The 14546-nt window shown below is 57.2% G+C and carries 14 protein-coding genes, 3 tRNA genes and 1 pseudogene; 9 read left to right on the forward strand and 9 right to left on the reverse strand.

Features of this window, described 5'->3' with window-relative positions; translation table 11 throughout:
• The first annotated feature begins 26 nt into the window (after positions 1-26).
• Positions 27-944, forward strand: a complete 918-nt coding sequence (locus AB1748_RS04400) for a LysR family transcriptional regulator (protein WP_111138556.1) — start codon at positions 27-29, stop codon at positions 942-944.
• Here AB1748_RS04400 and AB1748_RS04405 read toward each other — a convergent pair.
• A pseudogene (locus tag AB1748_RS04405) lies at positions 921-1933 on the reverse strand (glycosyltransferase family 32 protein). The gene AB1748_RS04400 and the pseudogene AB1748_RS04405 sit on opposite strands and share 24 nt — an antisense overlap.
• A gap of 505 nt (positions 1934-2438) precedes the next feature.
• On the opposite strand from AB1748_RS04405, the gene AB1748_RS04410 reads away from it, so the two are divergent.
• Entirely contained in the window at positions 2439-3404 is a 966-nt protein-coding gene (locus tag AB1748_RS04410) for a WD40 repeat domain-containing protein (RefSeq protein ID WP_111138488.1), read from the forward strand.
• Here AB1748_RS04410 and AB1748_RS04415 read toward each other — a convergent pair.
• Entirely contained in the window at positions 3386-3940 is a 555-nt protein-coding gene (locus AB1748_RS04415; protein ID WP_111138487.1) for a histidine phosphatase family protein, read from the reverse strand. The genes AB1748_RS04410 and AB1748_RS04415 overlap by 19 nt on opposite strands.
• Before the next feature lie 583 nt (positions 3941-4523).
• Between AB1748_RS04415 and AB1748_RS04420 the strand changes: the two genes are divergently transcribed.
• The 3 genes from AB1748_RS04420 to AB1748_RS04430 all read left to right on the forward strand — a co-directional run bounded on the left by AB1748_RS04420 (position 4524) and on the right by AB1748_RS04430 (position 8020).
• Positions 4524-5912, forward strand: coding sequence for an MFS transporter (locus tag AB1748_RS04420; protein WP_111138486.1), 1389 nt, complete (start codon positions 4524-4526; stop codon positions 5910-5912).
• 87 nt (positions 5913-5999) lie between these two features.
• Entirely contained in the window at positions 6000-7022 is a 1023-nt protein-coding gene (locus AB1748_RS04425) for a LacI family DNA-binding transcriptional regulator (RefSeq protein WP_111138555.1), read from the forward strand.
• Positions 7023-7033: 11 nt separating this feature from the next.
• Positions 7034-8020: a nucleoside hydrolase gene (locus AB1748_RS04430; protein WP_367396055.1), complete on the forward strand. Its 987-nt coding sequence runs from the start codon at positions 7034-7036 to the stop codon at positions 8018-8020.
• 139 nt (positions 8021-8159) lie between these two features.
• Here the strand turns inward: AB1748_RS04430 and AB1748_RS04435 are convergent, their stop codons facing one another.
• From AB1748_RS04435 to AB1748_RS04445, 3 genes are all read right to left on the reverse strand, one after another.
• Positions 8160-8624: a YbaK/EbsC family protein gene (locus AB1748_RS04435; protein WP_111138554.1), complete on the reverse strand. Its 465-nt coding sequence runs from the start codon at positions 8622-8624 to the stop codon at positions 8160-8162.
• Between the two features lie 94 nt (positions 8625-8718).
• Positions 8719-9513: a siderophore-iron reductase FhuF gene (gene fhuF / locus AB1748_RS04440; RefSeq protein ID WP_111138484.1), complete on the reverse strand. Its 795-nt coding sequence runs from the start codon at positions 9511-9513 to the stop codon at positions 8719-8721.
• A gap of 171 nt (positions 9514-9684) precedes the next feature.
• Positions 9685-10782 carry a GGDEF domain-containing protein gene (locus AB1748_RS04445; RefSeq protein ID WP_367396056.1) on the reverse strand — a complete coding sequence of 366 codons (1098 nt, stop codon included), beginning with the start codon at positions 10780-10782 and terminating at the stop codon, positions 9685-9687.
• A 219-nt stretch (positions 10783-11001) separates the two neighbouring features.
• Between AB1748_RS04445 and AB1748_RS04450 the strand changes: the two genes are divergently transcribed.
• Positions 11002-11286: a DUF1435 domain-containing protein gene (locus AB1748_RS04450; RefSeq protein WP_111138482.1), complete on the forward strand. Its 285-nt coding sequence runs from the start codon at positions 11002-11004 to the stop codon at positions 11284-11286.
• A gap of 121 nt (positions 11287-11407) precedes the next feature.
• Here AB1748_RS04450 and AB1748_RS04455 read toward each other — a convergent pair.
• The 4 genes from AB1748_RS04455 to rsmC all read right to left on the reverse strand — a co-directional run bounded on the left by AB1748_RS04455 (position 11408) and on the right by rsmC (position 12910).
• A tRNA-Leu gene (locus tag AB1748_RS04455) sits at positions 11408-11494 on the reverse strand.
• A 28-nt stretch (positions 11495-11522) separates the two neighbouring features.
• Positions 11523-11609: transfer RNA gene (locus tag AB1748_RS04460), tRNA-Leu, on the reverse strand.
• A gap of 30 nt (positions 11610-11639) precedes the next feature.
• Positions 11640-11726: transfer RNA gene (locus AB1748_RS04465), tRNA-Leu, on the reverse strand.
• A gap of 152 nt (positions 11727-11878) precedes the next feature.
• On the reverse strand, positions 11879-12910 hold the full coding sequence (gene rsmC, locus AB1748_RS04470) for a 16S rRNA (guanine(1207)-N(2))-methyltransferase RsmC (RefSeq protein ID WP_111138481.1): 1032 nt from the start codon (positions 12908-12910) through the stop codon (positions 11879-11881).
• A 106-nt stretch (positions 12911-13016) separates the two neighbouring features.
• On the opposite strand from rsmC, the gene AB1748_RS04475 reads away from it, so the two are divergent.
• From AB1748_RS04475 to yjjG, 3 genes are read left to right on the forward strand one after another with little or no spacing between them, the layout of a single operon-like run.
• A complete protein-coding gene (locus AB1748_RS04475) occupies positions 13017-13427 on the forward strand; it encodes a DNA polymerase III subunit psi (RefSeq protein WP_111138480.1) in 411 nt (136 codons plus the stop codon).
• Positions 13399-13839, forward strand: a complete 441-nt coding sequence (gene rimI, locus AB1748_RS04480; protein ID WP_111138479.1) for a ribosomal protein S18-alanine N-acetyltransferase — start codon at positions 13399-13401, stop codon at positions 13837-13839. Before AB1748_RS04475 ends, rimI begins: the two co-directional genes overlap by 29 nt.
• A gap of 18 nt (positions 13840-13857) precedes the next feature.
• Entirely contained in the window at positions 13858-14538 is a 681-nt protein-coding gene (gene yjjG / locus AB1748_RS04485; RefSeq protein ID WP_293774664.1) for a pyrimidine 5'-nucleotidase, read from the forward strand.
• Positions 14539-14546: the final 8 nt, after the last annotated feature.

Below are 14546 nucleotides of genomic sequence, written 5' to 3' on the forward strand. Positions count from 1 at the left end.
TTGATTATTCATTATAGTGAACAATGATGAAAGAGATGAAAACCGATACGCTGTGGGAGCACCTGCACTGGCTGACCGTGCTGGCGGACCAGGGCAGTTTTACCCGGGCGGCTGAGCGGCTTGGCGTCAGTAAAGCGGCGATGAGTCAGAAAATCAAAGAGCTGGAGGCGCAGGCCGGTGTGCTGCTGGTGCAACGCACCACGCGCAGCGTACGGCTGACGTCGGCGGGCGAGAAGCTGGTGGAGGAGTTACGCGATCCCTTTACCCGCATCGAACAGAGCTTTTTCAGCGTGCGTGACGAGGCGGGGCCGGTGCGTGGCCTGGTGCGTATGACCGCGCCGGTGGCCTTTGCCCGTCAGCAGCTGGTGCCGCTTATCGGTGAGTTTCTGCGGGACTATCCGCAGGTCCGTCTGCAGCTGGATGTGACAGACCGTCTTGTGTCGCTGAGTCATGAGGGATTTGACCTGGCGATCCGGCACAGCGACACGCTGCCGGAAACCCATGTGGCGCTGCCGCTGTGTGATACGCAGACGCTGCTGGTGGCGTCTCCCGCCTATCTCAGGGCACAGGGCGAACCGCAGCGCCCACAGGATCTGGTACAGCATAACTGCCTTTACTATCCGCGAGGCGTGGAGTCACCGCGCTGGCGGTTTATCACGCCTGCGGAGAGCGAGCCGATGCAGGTGCAGATCGAGGGCAGCTTCGCCACCAACAATAGTGAGTCGATCCGCGATGCCGCACTACAAGGGCTGGGGATCGCCATGCTGCCCGATTTCAGCGCCCGTGAGGCGCTGGCGGCGGGAAGCCTGCGACGGGTGCTGCCCGAATGGCAGCCAGTGGAGGCCTTTGCGACCCGTCTGTGGATTGTGCGGCCCTGGGCGGCGCAGGTGCCGCGTGCAGTCACCACCCTGACGCACTGGCTACGCGCGCGCTTTGGTCATTGACGGCAATGCCAGCGCAGAGGGGGTGGTCTGCATCATCTCCCCAATCAGGCTGCTGCGGTTATACAGGCCGAGGCGCAGATTGAAGTCGAGATGCAGCCGCTCGTTGCCGGTTAATTTGATAATCGGGGGGGCGTCTGCGGCCGCTGGTGAAACATCACCGACCGGGCAAAGGCGCTGCTGTTGTCGCCATGCAGACGCTGATAATACCAGGCGCTGGCTTCTCCTTTCCGCAGATAGAGGTTGGCCCGCCGCTCTTCCCGCATCGCGACCTGCTGCGCCAGTGCCAGCAGCTGGCGGGATGGGTTATCCATATTCTGCACAATCAGTGGAAAGTCGTCGCGCTTCTTCAGCTCATGAAGATAGTTACGGATACCGATGTTTTTGACCGGTGCCAGCTGCTTCAGCCATTCACGAATAAAAGGATTCTGCGCGGGTGCGGCAATAAACCAGCTCTCGATAACGGGTGCCAGCAGGTTCATCGTGGATTGCTCGCGGTAGTAGCCGATCAGATCCATCGGACGCGCTTCGTGCGCGCGATGTACCCAGGCGAGATCCTCAAACAGCAGGGTGCTGCAATCAATGCCGATGCCACCGTAGCGATGGATCAGCTCCAGCCGGATGATGTCACTTTTATGGGCCAGCGTCAGATCGGAAGAGATCAGGTTAAAGTCGGGCAACCATTGCGACAGGGTACGCGGAGTCACCAGATAGACCTGGTGGTCCGGGTTGTCCCGCCGGATATTACGGATGTTCAGTGCCATTGAGGCAGGCAGGCGATCGTGATGCCATACCATCCAGACAATTCTGGAGATTGCCGGCAATGCTTTCTGCTGAGTGACTAATATCACATTATTTTCCTGCCCCGGATCATATTCCGGAGCCTGAAGGCGGCTCTGCTGTTTTTTATTCCATAGCATCTGGCTACTGAACGATATTCTTTTCCAGTTGCGCCAGATTTTATGTGCCGGACGCTGACGATGTGAAGTCATGGTACACCTGTTATTTTTATTTTCCCGTTATCGTGCAGGCTCTGTCTGTTCCGCCAGAGGCGCAGACGTGCGGGGTTGCAGACCGGCTGCAAGCCCGTTGAGTACGGGAAGTGTTGAAGAGTTTTCCCTGGTGGCGACGCAGTGCGGAAGCGCGCGATAGTTTCCTCACGGCGGATTAATTGCACTGCATCTTTTTAATAAAACATTATTTACGCATTAGCTATCTCTTTTTTTGACTTTAGGATAATACGGAATTAATCCGGTCACCATTTGCGAATAATAATATCGACAGAATTAATCGTTTATTAAAATGGCGCGGGCATCGGGTTTAAGGAATATCTGAAGATTATGCGATGCGTGCGGGATAAATAGCGGGCAGGCGTGCGACTCAGGTCACTATTGGCCTTAAAACGGGGCGTAAGCCTGGCTCATCAGTAGGCAGAACCGGACAGCACCGGAGAGGATTGTCTACGCTTAAGAAGAACTTACTGAGAAAGGAGCACGCATGCAGAGTGAATCCTATGGTTTACTGGCGGTTGATAAGCAGGGCAATCGCGTCCTGTTCCTGAATCCGGAGACGTTCGCTGTCGAGCGGGAACTGAACGCGTTTCCGCCACGCCCCCATGAACTGCTGATGCTGGCGCCGTGGGGAAAAGCCTATGTGCCGATCTATGGTGACGGCGTTCACGGCAATAATCCGCATCCGGGGCATAAGATCGCGATTATCGATTTACAGCATCGGGCGATCAGTGGCTTTATCGATCTGTCGCCGCTGCGGGCCCCGCACAGCGGACAGCTGGGACGGGATGGCAAAGTCTATCTCTGCTGTGAGCAGAGCGCCGCCGTCGCGGTGATCGATCCGCTGACCGACAGCGTGGAAAAAGTGATTCCCATCCCTTCGCACAACGCCCATCGTCTGACGCTGTCACCCAGCGGGCGCAAACTGTTCACCGATAACGAAGAGGATGCGACCATCACCGTGGTGGATCTCTGTGAAGCAGAGGGGCGGGTCATCGATACCATCCTGCTGCCCGGCCCGATCGCGGGCATCGCCGCCTCGCCAAAACACCCCTATCTGGTTGCCAGCGCGGCCGATGCGCCACTGCTCTACGTGATTGACCGGCAAAGCCACCGTATCCGCCAGCGCCTGACGCTGCCGGGCCATCAGCAGCCCTGCCAGGTGGTGCGCTTCAGTGCAGACGGGGAGCAGCTGGTGGCGATAGGCGACCAGGAGCCGCTGGTGACGCTGTTTGACGATCTGCTGAATCCACTCGGTGATATCAGCACGGGCCGCATGCCGATGGATGGATGCTTCACTCCCGACAGGCAGCAGCTGCTGATTGCCAATCAGGGCGATGGCACGCTGAGCGTGATCGATCTGGCGCAGCGTAAAGTGATTGCCACGCCGCGTGTCGGCACCGGCTGTGAGGTACTGGGCTATTTTCCGCGCGGTCAGATAAACGGCCGATGATAGATGGCGGAGCTCCAGTGACGACTGCTGGCATGCTTCTCTGCCTGCCAGCCGCGCTTGCGTAATTCACGCGCGATCATCTTGTTCATGATGCCGTGGCCCAGCAGCAATACCGTGCCCCGCTGCGAGTGCGCAATCAGCTTCTCGGCCGCTGCCGAGGCCCGGCTGCGGGCATGTTGCAGTGACTCCGCTTCACCCGCATAGCCGCAGAGCCATAACAGGCGCAGCAGGGCCAGCCAGCATACCGTGGGCAGTTCCAGCGCGCCGCTTCGCAGCAGAGGGACAGCGACTTCGCTGAACAGCGCATCAATCTCATGCGGCTGCAGCCCGAGCTGTCTCAGGGAAGACTGCGCGCGGGGCAGGGGACTACAGACTACCACCGTAGCCTGACGTGCAATGGCCAGGCTACGCGGTGGCGGGCCATCCGTAACCTGTGACTGATCATAGGCTTCGCACCAGTCTGCCAGCGCCTGTACACTCTGGCGGCCCGTTGCCTGGTGATCGGGTTTACCGTGTCGCATCAGAATAATTGTCATCGCATCTCTGTCCGGCTTTTTGCTCAGGGTAACGCATTGTCCCTCCTTACACCGACTTTTCAGAATAAACGTGATGTGTCATCTCAGGGTCACAAACCTGTGCGACAACAGAACGCGATGAAAGGCGCCTCGCCTGCCTTCTGCCGCTTAATGATTAGCGAAAATGGTAACTTGCTGCCGGGAGTGATCTTTTTTTATGCGATTCGGCGTAGTTAACTGGCTGAATTTGCGATAAAAATATGTGGTGACGGAAAGTGATAGTGAAATTTTACTAACAATTTTCGACCAAATCTCTTGATTTATCTACGCGCGTAGATACACTGGCTCCCCAGTGATTGCTCACGGTGCATGATGCACAGTCGGCGCCATTGATTGTTAAGTTACATTCGTTCAGTTTAAGCGACCGGTCAAAAATAGATCGGCGGGGCAGAACGATGAATACGATTCCAACACCAGGGGATCCTTTAACCTTTCATCATGGTTAGTCAACTGAACGTCACTGCCGGGGGAATTCCGCTTTGATAAGGGAATCGACCCAGGGAGGGGCGTTTATCGATCTGCATACGCATTCAGGGATAGGATTATGACGGCACACGACTCCGTTAAGCAGCAGACATCACTGTCATCACCTTCAGCCGCCGATGAGCGGTTTAATACCTCTTCTGGCCGCAAAGATTTCTGGCGTGCCACATTCTCATGCTGGCTGGGCACGGCGATGGAGTACGCAGATTTTGCGCTCTATGGGCTGGCTGCCGGTATTATCTTTGGCGATGTTTTCTTTCCGGAATCGACACCCGCGATGGCGCTGCTCTCGAGCTTTGCCACCTGGTCAGTGGGATTTGTGGCCCGGCCCATCGGCGCCCTCTTTTTCGGCTGGCTCGGTGACCGCAAGGGACGCAAGGTGGTGATGATCACGACCATCATTCTGATGGGCGCTTCCACCACCTTTATCGGCTTAATCCCGGGTTATGCCACCATCGGCGTCTGGGCGCCCGCCTGTCTGGTGCTGCTGCGCTTTACACAGGGGTTCGGCGCGGGCGCAGAGCTCTCCGGCGGAACGGTGATGCTGGGCGAATATGCGCCGACCGCGCGCCGCGGGCTGGTCTCATCCGTGATTGCGCTGGGTTCCAACAGCGGCACGCTGCTGGCTTCTCTGGTCTGGCTGCTGGTGGTACAGATGGATCAGCAGAGCCTGCTGGAGTGGGGCTGGCGTATTCCTTTCCTCAGCAGCGCCCTGATTGCGCTGGTTGCGTTGTGGATCCGGCGTCATCTGCGCGAAACGCCCGTGTTTGAGCGCAGAAAAGCGGAGATGGAAGCGGAACGTGCGGGCGTACTGGCCGCGCCGCTGATCGATGAGCGGCCCTTCTTTCAGCGCACCCGTGCGTTCTGGACCATGGTTGGACTGCGCATCGGAGAAAACGGCCCCTCTTATCTGGCGCAGGGCTTTATTGTGGGTTACGTCGCGAAGGTGCTGCTGGTCGATAAGTCTGTGCCGACTACCGCTGTGTTTCTGGCGTCCCTGCTGGGCTTCCTGATCATTCCTTTTGCGGGCTGGCTCTCGGATCGCTTTGGTCGCCGGATCGTCTATCGGGTGTTCTGTCTGTTACTGATGGCCTACGCCTGGCCCGCCTTTACGTTGCTGGACACGCGTGAGCCGATGCTGGTGATCCCGGTGATTGTGGTCGGCATGGCGCTGGCGTCGCTGGGCATTTTTGGTGTACAGGCGGCCTGGGGTGTTGAGATGTTCGGCGTGCACCATCGCTATACCAAAATGGCGGTGGCCAAAGAGCTGGGCTCAATTTTATCGGGTGGCACAGCACCGCTGATTGCCGCTGCTATGCTCTCTTATACCGGCCACTGGTGGCCTGTCGCGGTCTATTTCTCGGGAATGGCCGCCATAGGATTCTTCACCACCTTTGTGGCGCCTGAGACCCGAGGGCGAAATCTCAATTTGCCTGAAGATGCCATCTAGATTCGTCTGTGCAGGCTATCTGTCAGGATCGGGTGAAAAGCAGCAGGCCGTGTAATGCGGCCTGTTTTTTTTATGGAGGAATATGATGTGCCTAAGTCGTTAACGGGAAAAGTGACCCGCAGTGAAGTGGCGAAAGCGGCAGGCACGTCAGTGGCAGTCGTCAGTTATGTCATTAATAACGGACCCCGCCCGGTGGCCGAAGCGACCCGTCAGCGCGTGCTGGACGCGATAAAAGCGACCGGTTACCGGCCCAATGCGGCTGCCCGCGCACTGGCCTCCGGCAACACCAAAACCTTTGGTCTGGTGGTGCCTAACATCGGTAATCCTTTTGTGGCTTCCATGGCGCACATGCTGCTGCAGGAGTCGATGAATCACGGTCACGTCATGCTACTGGGTGATGCCGGGGACGATCGCAAGCGCGAACTGGAATTGATTCAGGGGCTGCTGAATCGGCAGGTCGATGGACTGTTTTACAACAGCGTGGATCGCCACCCTTATATCGATCTGATTAAAGCCAGCGGAACGCCACTGGTCATGCTGGAGCGGGTTGAGCCTCAGCCCGGCGTCAATATGCTGCGGGTTAATGAGCGTCAGGCTGCCTGGCAGGTAACGGCACATCTGCTGAGCCACGGTTATCAGCAGGTCGGCATCATCAGTGGTCCGGTAGAGATGCTTAACGCGCAGGATCGTATTCAGGGCTGGCGCGATGCCATGGCGGATCGCGGTCTGCCCGTCGATGAGTCGCTGATGTTTCCGGCCAGCTATACCCCACAGGGCGGATATGGCGCGGCTCAGACCATGATCGCCCGACGCTGCGTGCCCCGGGCGCTGTTTGCCAGCAATGAGGGGCAGGCGATTGGCGCGCTGCGCGCCTTTTCCGAACATCAGATCCGGGTGCCGCAGGATGTGGCGCTGGTATGCTTCAACGGCACTAATCACTCATCATTTCACGTTCCGACATTAACCACTGTACGCCAGCCTCTGCGTGAGATGGCCCGCTCCGCTATTCATATGCTGAAAGAGGGGCAGAGTGAAGCCCAGCTAAAGGAGTTTCCACACTATCTTGAAATCGGTGAATCCTGCGGCTGTCAGCCGCAAAGTCAGAGTTAAATTATAAAAACATGAAAAGAATCATTATTGACTGCGATCCCGGTAATGGGATTGCAGGTGCCAACACCGACGATGGGCTGGCGATTGCGCTGGCCTTAGCTTCACCCGGACTATCGCTGGAATTGATCACCACCGTGGCCGGTAATACGCCCTGTGACGTGGGTGCGCGCGTTGCCAAAGATCTGATTGTCCGGCTGGGATTAACCATTCCGGTCGTTCAGGGAGCGCCCCGAGCCCTGCAGGAAGATCCTGCGCCGTGGCGGGAAACGCTGGATAACCGGGTGAATCAGCTTGCGCTCAATTCACTCTGGCAGGATGTGCCGCAACCAGCGGCGCTCACGGCCGATGCCTTCGATGCCGCCGACGCGATCGGCAGACTGATTTGTGATAATCCGGGTGAGATTACCCTGGTCGCGATTGGCCCGCTGACGAACGTGGCGCTGGCGATGCAGCGTTATCCTGCGATGGCCGAATCGGTCGCCGAGATTGTGATTATGGGCGGCGTATTTGCGCTGGATGATTACATCAAAGACACCAACTTTGGTCTGGACCCGGAGGCGGCGCATCAGGTACTGCACAGCGGGGCGGCCGTCACGCTGGTGCCGATGGACGCCACAACACAGACGCTGCTCACTCAGCAGGATCTGACTCGTCTGACCGCAGTGGACCATCCGCTGACCGCTTTTGTGCGCGATACGTTGCGGCCCTGGATCGACTATTCGATAGCGACCCGGCAGCTTGCGGGATGCTGGATCCACGATGCGCTGGTGATCGCCTGGCTGCTGAATCAGCGCGTCGCGTCAGGCATTGATTACCAGGTCGATATCGAACTGCGGCCGGGTGCAACGCGCGGTAAAAGCTGGCGTTACCGGCAGCCGCTCCGGCTGAAGGTGGGCGTGCCTGAACAGTGTGGCGCATCGGTGCATGTGCTGCATCGGGTGGATAACGCGCTGCTGCTGTCGATCATCGAAGAGGCATTCAGACGCCTGAAAGCCTGATCCGCCAGGGCGCGCTTACCCGACAGCGGGCTGCGCCGGATTGGGCTTCGGCCCACGGCGCGGTTCCGCTGGTCCGTTCAGGTTAACTGGCGGTCAGCGGCATGATTTCGCAGGCAGAAAGGGCAGGCGAGATCCGGGGTCAGATCACTTCGCAGACGTCGATCCAGCGGGCGTTTGTCAGTTCAGCCATCTGCTGGGGCGAGATGCGCACGGCGCTGTGGATTGCACCCGCAGCGGGCAGAACTTCGTCGAAACTGCGCAGTGAAACATCACAGTAGACGGTCAGCGGATTCTCCAGACCAAATGGACAGACGCCGCCCACCGGATGGCCGGTCCAGTTAATCACCTCATCGACGCTCAGCATTCGTGCCTTCGCCCCGAGTGCTGCTTTCAGCTTGCGATTATCCAGTCGGGCATCGCCTCGCGTCACAATCAGTACCACATCGTTTTTCACTTTCAGCGACAGCGTTTTGGCAATCTCTCCCGGTGTCACGCCGTGGGCGCGGGCAGCCATGCTGACCGTTGCGGTGCTCCCGGCCAGTTCAATAATTTCAATTTCAGGGGCGTGTTCGGCGAAGAACTGGCGCACGGACTCCAGACTCATCTTTTTCTCCAGGCTGATCGAAGGCGTAAAAATTGCCACAAGCCTCAGTGCCTGTAAACGAGATAAACGGAGAATTCGCGGGAATTAACCCTGTTTAGTTACCGCTCAGCGTGCAGTTGCCGCATTGTTCGACATCAGGGATACGATAACGCTGGCAGCAGCTGCGACGAACCAGTTCACCGTTGCGCGGGATCATGGTGCGGTAGAGCGGGTTCTCGCTGCCATCCAGCAGCCGCTGACTGAAGAACAGCGCCTGCTCCAGCTGCAGTACCTGCGCCTCATCGATCTGGCTTTTCAGCTCGCCCAGGAACCACTGGAATGAGTAGCCCATGTTATTCCAGATCAGACGGGCGTTGATGTCGCCATGCTGCGTGATCCCGTTCACCGCCGGAATAAGATGCTGCTGAATCAGCCGGTCAATGCGCTGATGAGGGTTCAGATAGCGCGCTTCCTCATCCTCCTGCACATCGATCCAGAACGTCGCCGGATGGCCATGCTGATGGAAGCCGACGCGGATATGCTCTGGCGAGCAGTCCAGTGCGCGCGACTCCTGCAGCAGCGCCATCATCAGCGGCGGCAGCAGCAGACCAAAATACCATTGCGCCCAGAGTGACAGCACCGGCTTCGCTTCCCGTACCGCATCGGGATGATCGCGATAAAGATAATCGCTGTAGCGCTGGATAAGCGGGGTAAAGCGGGCGGCCTGGGACCACGCGGCGAGGGTCAGCGTGTCATGCGGCGCAGGCTGACTGAACTTTGTTGATTCAAGCAGATAGCTACGCTGCTGTTGCAGTTGCTCATGCAGACTTTCCGCCAGTGGACGGTCGTTCTGCCGGAAGATCATCGACTGAGCGCGAAAACGCGGTTCCTGAACTGAAGCGGTTGCCATGACGACTCGCGAAACGTGTAGATAAGAAAGCAAATGATAATCGTTATTGATTAACTCTACAAGTCGCGCAAAAAATCTTCTGCTGGCGGAGAGAGGCGCAGGCGAAGTCGGGGGGATCAGCACGGACAGGGCAGGGCCTGTCGCGGCGTCACCTCTTTATAATCAGCGTAATCAGGTCGGTTCGCTGGCGGTCTGTTGCGGTTGCCGTGGGAGATCTTCCCAGGCGAGGATAGTATTCCGCCCCTGATTTTTAGCCAGGTAGAGCGCGCTGTCAGCATTGGCGACGGCCTGATCAAATTCATCATCATAAACGGGCGCGATGCCGGCGCTGATGGTGACGTGGGTCGAAACGGTTTCGTTGAAAAGATGGGGAATTTCTAAATCCACCACGTACTGGCGGATGCGCTCAGCCAGTTTCAGGGCAATCGAGCTGTTGACGTTGGTCATCAGCACCAGAAACTCTTCGCCGCCATAGCGGGTGACGACATCGCGTGAGCGCACCGCATCACGAATCGCGACAGAGACGCGCGCCAGCGCCTGGTCACCCATCGCATGCCCGTAGTTATCGTTGTAGGCTTTGAAGTGATCGATATCCAGCAGCAGCACATAGTGGCTGCCCGCGTGATTCTTCAGAATATTATCGAGCCGGTTCTTCAGGCCACGACGATTATAGAGCCCGGTCAGCGGGTCGAGCATACTGAGATCGCTGAAGGTCTCTTTCTCTTCATAGAGCTGATGCATCAGGCGCAGGGTAAAATTGTCGGCGCGTCGGCGCATCAGATGCTGAAGCGAAAAACCGATTAACGGCAGGGCAATGGTCAGCAGAATCAGCGGCAGATGTTGCGCATTGTCGAGCAGCACCACAGTCAGCACCGGCGGGGTAACGTGCAGCCAGAATGCCGCCAGATAATCACTCAGGGCGATGGCACTGATAAATAACAGACTGATTAAGCTGATAATAAGAAAGCCCCCATCAAAATAGAATATCTGATGAAAGCGATAATTAATGTACCAGGCCCAGAGCACGCCGAGCAGTAACGCGGCGGGATTTAACAGGGGAAGTTTTGCTTTTGGCCAGATTAAATAGGTTATTAGCATGATGCCGCTGAATGCCATGATACAAATGAGCGGCAGCGTCGTATCACTCTTTCCGACGTTAATTACGGGCAGAAGAAAAAAGAGTGAAATGGCGATATTAAGAAACAGAAAAAGCATAACCGACAGCCGGTATTTGCTCTGTTTAAGCTCTTCATATGATTGTAATTTCATTATAAATACTCGCGGCGACCCTGAAATATCAAAGCGCAAGCCGGCAGAATAGCTTCTGCCAGTCAGATAATTATTGCTGTTATTAAAAATGTTATCGGCCGCAATCTAGCATTTTCCAACTGGTCTGTCATCTTCGGTGCGGCGCCAACAAAAACAGGCTGCACAGTGGCGAAAACTGCTCTATGATAATGGGAATGCTTATCATTTGAGGTTTCTGTCATGGGAGTAGCGATTGTTGCGGCCTGCAGTCTGTGGGGCATCAGCCTGGCGCTGGGAAAGAAACTGGATAGTGCATGGGGCGTGTTGCTGCCCTGCATCGCGCTGCCGCTGTTTGCATTATGGGAACCCGGCTTCAGTCAGTGGCGGATGGTGATGACCGTGGCGCTGCTGCTGACCGTCGTGATGCTGTTTAATCAGCGTCTGCGTCATTACCTGCTGCTGCCGTCGTGTCTGGTGTTAGCAGGGGGACTCGCGGCCGTCTCTGCAAATTTCCAGCTGCATTAATGCTGTGGCGCGATTGAAAACCGTAACAGGGCGATGAATAACAAACTAAGCGGAGAGAGTGAAACAGAAATACAGGGGAGAAGAGGAGTGGCCGGGAAACGACCTGAAGATTAGACAACGTTGGTGCGAAGAGAGGGACTTGAACCCTCACGTCCGTTAAGACACTAACACCTGAAGCTAGCGCGTCTACCAATTCCGCCACCTTCGCATCGAGTTGTCTTTTCATATCACCGCATTGGTGCGAAGAGAGGGACTTGAACCCTCACGTCCGTTAAGACACTAACACCTGAAGCTAGCGCGTCTACCAATTCCGCCACCTTCGCGCAGTGCTCGCGATATGAAACATGTGATTTTGGTGCGAAGAGAGGGACTTGAACCCTCACGTCCGTTAAGACACTAACACCTGAAGCTAGCGCGTCTACCAATTCCGCCACCTTCGCATACCCGTAACACTCTGAGAATGTTACAACCACGGAGGCGCATTCTAGAGATTTTACTCTTTGCGTCAACAACTATTTCGTCGGGCTGAAACGATCGCTGCAAAAAGCAACGTTTTCAGCCCGCCAGCACGGTGAGTGGCGATAAAAAGCGCTTAGCGTGCCTTCGCACCACGACCATAAACAGCACGATAGACTTTAAAGCGACCGGTCTGTGCAAGCACTTCGTGGCTGCCGAAGGTTTCATCCAGCACCTGCGGATAGGGCAGGAAGCTATTTGCCACGATACGCAGCTCACCGCCGGTGTTCAGATGCTTCACCGCGCCCCGGATCAGCGCCTGAGCCGCATCGAGGCTGGTCTGTGTCCCTTCATGGAAAGGCGGGTTGGAGATAATCATATCGAAACGGCCCGTGACGTCAGAGAAGACGTTGCTGGCGAAGACCTCGCCCTCAATGCCGTTGGCGGCCAGCGTCGCTTTACTCGCTTCGATCGCCGCTGCGTGCACATCGCACAGCCACAGACGGACCTTAGGCGAAACGGCAGAGAGCGAAGCGGCCATCACGCCCGCGCCACAGCCCATATCCAGCACCTTACCTTTGGTGTGCGGAGCAAACGTTGAAAGCAGCAGGGCGCTGCCGCTGTCCAGGCCATCACGGCTGAAGACGCCCGGCAGGGTGTGGATGGTCAGATTATCCAGCTGATAGTGATCGCCAAAGGCGCTGACATCAAACGCAGGCTGGGTATCGAGGCGGCCATGATAGAGCCCACAGCGGCGGGCGCTGTCGATCTTCTCCAGCTGCACCCACGACGCCAGCATACCTTCTGCGCTGCGCACACCGCTGCGGTTTTCACCGACCACGAACACGTCGCAGCCCACCGGCAGCAGGGACAGCAGGTTCTGCAGCTGGAACTGCACTTCCGGCTTATTTTTCGTCCAGAAGTAGATCAGCGTATCGCAGCCCTGCACATCTTCCGCCTGCGCCACCATGCCGTAACGGGCCTGCTCGCCCATGCGGCGGCTCAGGTTTTGCCAGTGATGATATTGCTGGGTGTGAACGCGCGACGAGGCGGTTTCCAGCTGAGCGGGCAGGTCATCCTGCAGATCGCCAGCAAATAAGACATGGCGGGCGGTAAATTCATCACTGTGGCGCAGAATAACTTCACTGGCCGGGGAAAAAGCAGACATGTAGGGCTCCTGTAAGATCTGAGCGGGGATTATAGTGCTTTGTTGGCGCATGTTCGATGGGTTTGCTAGCATAGCGTCGCAATCAGGCAGCAGAACAGGTAACACCATGACGTCCAGGCGCGACTGGCTTTTACAGCAAATGGGAATTACGCAGTATCAACTGCGCCGCCCGCGCGTGCTTCAGGGCGAAATTGCCGTCACGCTGGCCCCGGACACGCAGTTAATCATTGTCGCTGAAGTGCCCCCCGGTCTGGATGAGCCGCTGATGCGCGACGTGCTGCATGCCCTCCATCTGCAACCTGCACAGGTCATGACCGTTACGCCGGATCAGCTGCAGATGCTGCCGGAAACGCTGAACTGCGCAGGCTGGCTGCTGGGTGTTGAAAGCGAACAGACCTTCAATGGCGTGGCACTAAGCAGCGCCTCTTTTAATGAACTGATCAGCAGCGGCGTCGCCAGACGCGCGCTCTGGCAACAGATGTGTAACCATGACAGCCATCTCTTTCCTCACCCCTGACGATCTGGCGGAAGCCTTTGCGATTGAGTGCCGCAGCCACGCGTTTCCCTGGCGTGAGCAGACTTTTGCCAGCAATCAGGGTGATCGCTTCCTCAATCTGCGACTCGACGTCGGGGACAAAATGGCCGCCTTTGCCATTACCCAGGTCGTCCTCGACGAAGCCTCCCTGTTCAATATTGCGGTCGATCCCGCTTTTCAGCGTCGGGGATTAGGCCGTCAGCTGTTGCAGCATTTGATCGAGGCGTTGATCAAACGCGATGTGCTGACGCTGTGGCTGGAAGTGCGGGCCTCAAACCTGCCCGCTATCGCGCTCTATGAGCAGCTTGGCTTCAATCAGGTCAGTCGTCGCCCTGACTACTATCCCACTGCCAGCGGCCGTGAAGATGCCATTCTTATGGCGCTGACGCTGTAGCCGCATAAAGGAGCTTTCATGTCAGAACACTGGGATTGCATCCTGTTTGATGCAGACGATACCCTTTTTCATTTCGACGCTTTCGCCGGGCTGCAGCGCCTGTTCGCGGGTTACGATGTGCAGTTTACCGACCAGGATTACAGCGATTATCAGGCGATAAACAAACCGCTCTGGGTCGATTACCAGAACGGCACGATTTCGGCGCTACAGCTGCAGACGCAGCGGTTTAACCACTGGAGCGAAAAGCTCAGCGTTGCCCCCGAGATCCTCAACAGCGGTTTTCTCAGCGCCATGGGCGAGATCTGCACGCCGCTGCCGGGCGCGGTCAGCCTGATGAATCGGCTGCACGGGCGGGTGAAAATGGGCATCATCACCAATGGCTTTACCGCGCTGCAGCAGATCCGCCTGGAGCGCACCGGCTTCCGCGACTACTTCTCGGCGCTGGTGATCTCTGAGCAGGTCGGGGTGCCCAAACCGGCGGCAGCAATTTTTGATTATGCGCTGGAACAGCTGGGCAATCCGGATCGTCAGCGGGTGCTGATGGTGGGCGATACCCCGGAATCGGACATTCTGGGCGGCATGAACGCGGGCCTGAAAACCTGCTGGCTCGATCATGGCACCCGACCGCTGCCGGACCATATCAAACCGACCTGGCAGGTCAAATCGCTGGCCGAACTGGAAGCGCTGCTGGTCGGCTGACTGACGCC

It is taken from the genome of Pantoea sp. Ep11b (assembly GCF_040783975.1).
Taxonomy (GTDB): Bacteria; Pseudomonadota; Gammaproteobacteria; order Enterobacterales; family Enterobacteriaceae; genus Pantoea.